This window comes from Edaphobacter sp. (assembly GCF_035532915.1).
GTDB lineage: Bacteria > Acidobacteriota > Terriglobia > Terriglobales > Acidobacteriaceae > Edaphobacter.
Genome location: NZ_DATKQC010000206.1, coordinates 1 through 4,068, shown reverse-complemented (window position 1 = coordinate 4,068; position 4,068 = coordinate 1). Strand labels below are relative to the sequence as shown.

At 62.0% G+C, this 4,068-nt stretch carries 3 protein-coding genes; 1 reads left to right on the top strand and 2 read right to left on the bottom strand.

The genetic code is table 11. The features are described from left to right. Positions 1–909 precede the first annotated feature (909 nt). Positions 910–1,383 (top strand): hypothetical protein, encoded by a 474-nt coding sequence (locus VMU57_RS10135; RefSeq protein WP_325383015.1) that lies wholly within the window; start codon positions 910–912, stop codon positions 1,381–1,383. Positions 1,384–1,661: 278 nt separating this feature from the next. Here the strand turns inward: VMU57_RS10135 and VMU57_RS10130 are convergent, their stop codons facing one another. After that, positions 1,662–3,557: a diguanylate cyclase gene (locus VMU57_RS10130; RefSeq protein WP_325383013.1), complete on the bottom strand. Its 1,896-nt coding sequence runs from the start codon at positions 3,555–3,557 to the stop codon at positions 1,662–1,664. 31 nt (positions 3,558–3,588) lie between these two features. After that, positions 3,589–3,810 (bottom strand): hypothetical protein, encoded by a 222-nt coding sequence (locus VMU57_RS10125; protein WP_325383011.1) that lies wholly within the window; start codon positions 3,808–3,810, stop codon positions 3,589–3,591. Positions 3,811–4,068: the final 258 nt, after the last annotated feature.

Sequence of the window (4,068 nt, the reverse complement as noted above, 5' to 3'; positions counted from 1 at the left end):
ACACTATGCTGTTGTCACTGGTTGGTTCTTTGCCTCCTTTCTCTCGCTTGCTTGACACACGCGCTACGTTTCACGATGCTCCGCAGACGCATTCCAGAGATGCGCGACTAGAGACGATGTCCGAGGACATCTTCGATAGGTGACGCTCTCCACAGACGCGCGACAAAGCTGAACTACGACAACGACCTACGAAGCTGAACTACGACGACAACCTACGAAACTGAACGACGACGACAACAGTGGTATCCGGTTGTGACTTTCTGGCGAGCTACTCAAACCAGAGCGTCGAGGGCGGATACGCGCGTTCCCTCAGTGAGATGTTCGCAGGCGAGCTACTCAAACCCACGAACGCGGACACCATCCCGCATCTTCTGCCAACGGCGAGCTACTCAAACCGCCAGCCCCGGTAGATGAGCCGGTCTGATTTTGTGAAATCAGCAAAACCTATCCATCACTGATATACCCTGAACAGATGTTTGTGTCAAGGGGCCAATCGCTAAAAACGCCTTTTTTTGGGGAGTATGTACGCACAGTCCCCTGGGCAATTTTTGGCGTGAATCGGCCTGAGAAGCAAGTTCGTGATTCGAGATTCCGGCGGCGGGAATCTCACGATCCCGCGCTCGCCGTGGAGCGGGCCAGACGGCGCGCCGTAGCGTCGGGATGAGCAGGCCATGCGGCCCAAAACAGACATGGCCTGATGCGCGTCCAATCAGCCAATGCCCGTATTCCGGCGGCGACGGTCGCAGCCGGAAGATTGGTTTCCTCATCGTCCTGTCAGGTGGATTCGTGGGGGGAAAGAGCCGATGGTTCCCTTCCTGTAGAGACTTGTCGCAGACTCATGCACCACTGACACCACTGACACCACTGGCCGGGTGTTCAGCACGCGATCCGCGTCAGGGGAGTGTCTCGTTGCGACGACGGTCCATCATGCCCGATCTGCTGTCCAGCACGCGCAAACGAATGGCCGCTCTGCGCCATGACTGGCGTCTCTCGTGGAGAGCGTATCGTCTGACCGTCAGGCATCAAGCGAGGCCCGTTCAAGAAGAGCTTGCCGGTCAAGGGATACCTTGCCGGCCATTCGCAAAGGACGCCGACGATGCGGTCCTGAAGCTGCTGCTTCGTTGCGGCGCATGGCGAGGACGCGCCCACCTCTCGCGAAAGCCTCCATCGCTGCTGCTGTTGCTGGCATCGTATCCAGGCGATCCTGTACTGTACCCGGCGTGTTCAAACGTCGGCGACACATACCCGACAATAAGTGGGGCAAAGGTGCTTGGGAACGGAAATTACCGCTCCCAATGCCCCGGTTGCGGAGTGGCCCGCGTGGTGATTCTCTCGTGCGAAGGCACTCCTGCACCACGCGCGACCAGCGCCATTACCCGGTGACTCGCCGATGCCACATCGTTCTCTTGAACGGGATATCGCGCAGAGACGCGCTTCTGATCGGGCAGGGAGCGGAATCGTTGCGGCGAGAAAGGCCGCCGGTTGCCCATCCTGCGCATACATTGGCGGCACACTTGCAGCGATGCTGGGAATGCACACCCCTGTTCGATAGCCCGACGAAGCTGCGTCCGCACCTCACGAGACGGCTGGGGTGGTGCGCCAGCGAGCAGGAGTAAGCGCGTGAGGCGCGGTTGCTTGTCCTGCGTGCCTGGTCGTTGCCTTCACCCAATCAGCTGGAGAGGTTGCTGCTGCCCCAACTGCTCACCAAGTACGGAGAGCAGCGCCTGCACCACAGTCGGATCGAACTGCGTCCCGGCGCAGCGCTGCACTTCGGACAGCGCCTCCTCCGCTGTGCGACTCGCTCGGTAGGGAGTCGCCCGCTGCATCGCATCATAGGCTTCGGCCACCGCGATGATGCGCGCGGCCTGGGGGATGTCTTCCCCGCGCAGCTGATCAGGATAGCCGCTGCCGTCCCAGCGCTCGTGATGATGGCGCACCGCCGGCATCAAGTCGGACAGAAACGGGCTGGCTTCCAGGATCTGCGCGCCCAGAGCCGCGTGTTCCTTGAGTCTGGCCCGCTCCTGGGCGGAGAGCGGCTGGCTCTGCTGTAAGATCGCGTCCGGGACGGCGACCTTGCCAATATCGTGGACCAGGGCTGCCAGACCCATCCTGGACACCTGCTGCGGCCCCAGTCCCAACTGCCGTGCGAGCGCGGTCGCCAGCTCGCTCACGGCATGAGCATGGGCGCTCAGCCCCTGATCGCGTCGTTCCAGCAAGGCCAGCAGCGAGTAGATCAGCCGCAGCGTTGCGCTTTCTCGCAGCCGCTCCGCCGTGACCCCTTCTCGCTGCACTGCCTCGCGGCGTTCCGTCTCGTGCCAGAGCGCCAGCACCTGCGCATCCGCGCTCATGCGCCGGGCTTCGGCGGCGGTGCGGACTTGATTGCGTCCCAGGCGCTTGGCGACATACATCGCCGCATCTGCCTGCGACAACACATCCGTTTCGCCGGGTCCGTCGGTCGGGTAGGTGGAGAGACCAATGCTCACCGTCATGGCGATGCCTTCTTCGCCCTCAGCGGTGACGACCGGGGCGGCAGCGATGGCGGCCCGGAGGCGTTCCGCCACGGCCGCGGCGTCACTGGCATCGGCTTCGGGCAGCAGGAGGACGAATTCTTCGCCCCCAAAGCGGCCCAGCGTATCGCCGCCGCGCAAGGCATGGCCAGCCCGCTCGCCGATCGCGTGCAAGACGGCATCGCCGGCGGCGTGTCCATAGCGATCATTGACCTGTTTGAAGCGGTCGGCGTCAAAGAAGAGCAGGGAGAAGGGACGATCATAGCGTCGCGCCCGCTCTAATTCTCGGCTGAGCTGATCCATGACGGCGCGATGGTTGGGCAGCCCGGTCAAGGCATCCGTCAAGGCCTGCTTTTGGATGGTGGCATGGGCTTGCTCCAGCCCATGATAGGCCGCGCTCAGTGCCTGATGCGCCTGTTGCAACTCGACGGCCCGATCCGCCTGGATGATCGCCCGTCTGGTCGTGACCGTATAAAAGACCCCCACCATCGCGCTGGCGCACATCCCTCCCAGGAGATAGGTCAGAAAGCTCCAGCGTTCCTGGGAAGACAAGAGCTGGTCGAGTTGGGTGGAGCGAACGAGGAGAAGATACCCCCCGACCAGCAGATTTGCGGCGATTGCCATGAGCAGGATCAGCCAGGCCGGCAAAAAGAGGCCAGCCAGCACCAGGAGCAGTGCCAGCGGAGAGAGCGTCCACAACACACTCACCGGGTGAGACAGGGAGAAGTTCTGTGCAGCGAGCAAGAGGTTCCCGGCTTCCGGGAGAAAAAAGAGCAGGCTCGCCAGCTGCAAAGCCCCGCGCCGATTGAGCCAGAGAGCCAGCAGCAGCACGCCGACCTCGATCCATCCAGGGAAGGTTTGGGAGGGGGACGCGCTCACGCTCGTGAAGGCGGTAGACAGCACAATCAACAGCAAGGATGGCACCAGCACGAGACCGAGTAGTCGTCGTTTGCGTTCATATTCCCGCTCGGCGAGCGTGGACATGGCAGTCCGCACCGGTGAGGCGGTCAGTAACCACCGGGAAAGAACCATCTGTGAGAAGCGTTGCATACCCACCTCAAGGAAGCAGTGATGAGCAAAATCAGGTCTTGCCATCCTTATCGGCAGGTGTCGACCGTTCTTGAATGGCTTCCGAGAAGACAGTCAGCCCCCAGCCAGCAACCGCATGGCAGCGCGACCGATAGATCGATCTTCTCAACCATCGGTTGTGGCCCAAAAGCGATTGGGCGGAGCAGACCTTCGTAGCAAGCCAGGCCGTCGCTTGTCCATCCTCTGCAAGAAGTGACGGTGCCAATGTGGTCATGCTCCCTCTGCTCAAGGCTGGATTGATCGCCTGGGCGCATGGGGGTCAGCACGCTATGCGATACCGGGGGGAACGCCCGACGCGCACCATTATCGTCGGCATGGCATCAAGGTTTGCTCGCGCCATCCATCACGCGCTCTCCACACTGCTCGGCGGTTGTCGTGCGGTAGCACGATCTCAGGCAGGCAGTCGCGTGTGCCGCTGTGCTGGCAAAACCGCGCAGCGAGATGGTCGCGCGAACGTTGCGAAGGCTCTCCT

Bases quoted from the DNA above. Each gene is read 5' to 3' on its own strand.
- VMU57_RS10130 (WP_325383013.1), bottom strand. From the start codon at position 3,557: ATGCAACGCTTCTCACAGATGGTTCTTTCCCGGTGGTTACTGACCGCC.
- VMU57_RS10125 (WP_325383011.1), bottom strand. From the start codon at position 3,810: ATGACCACATTGGCACCGTCACTTCTTGCAGAGGATGGACAAGCGACG.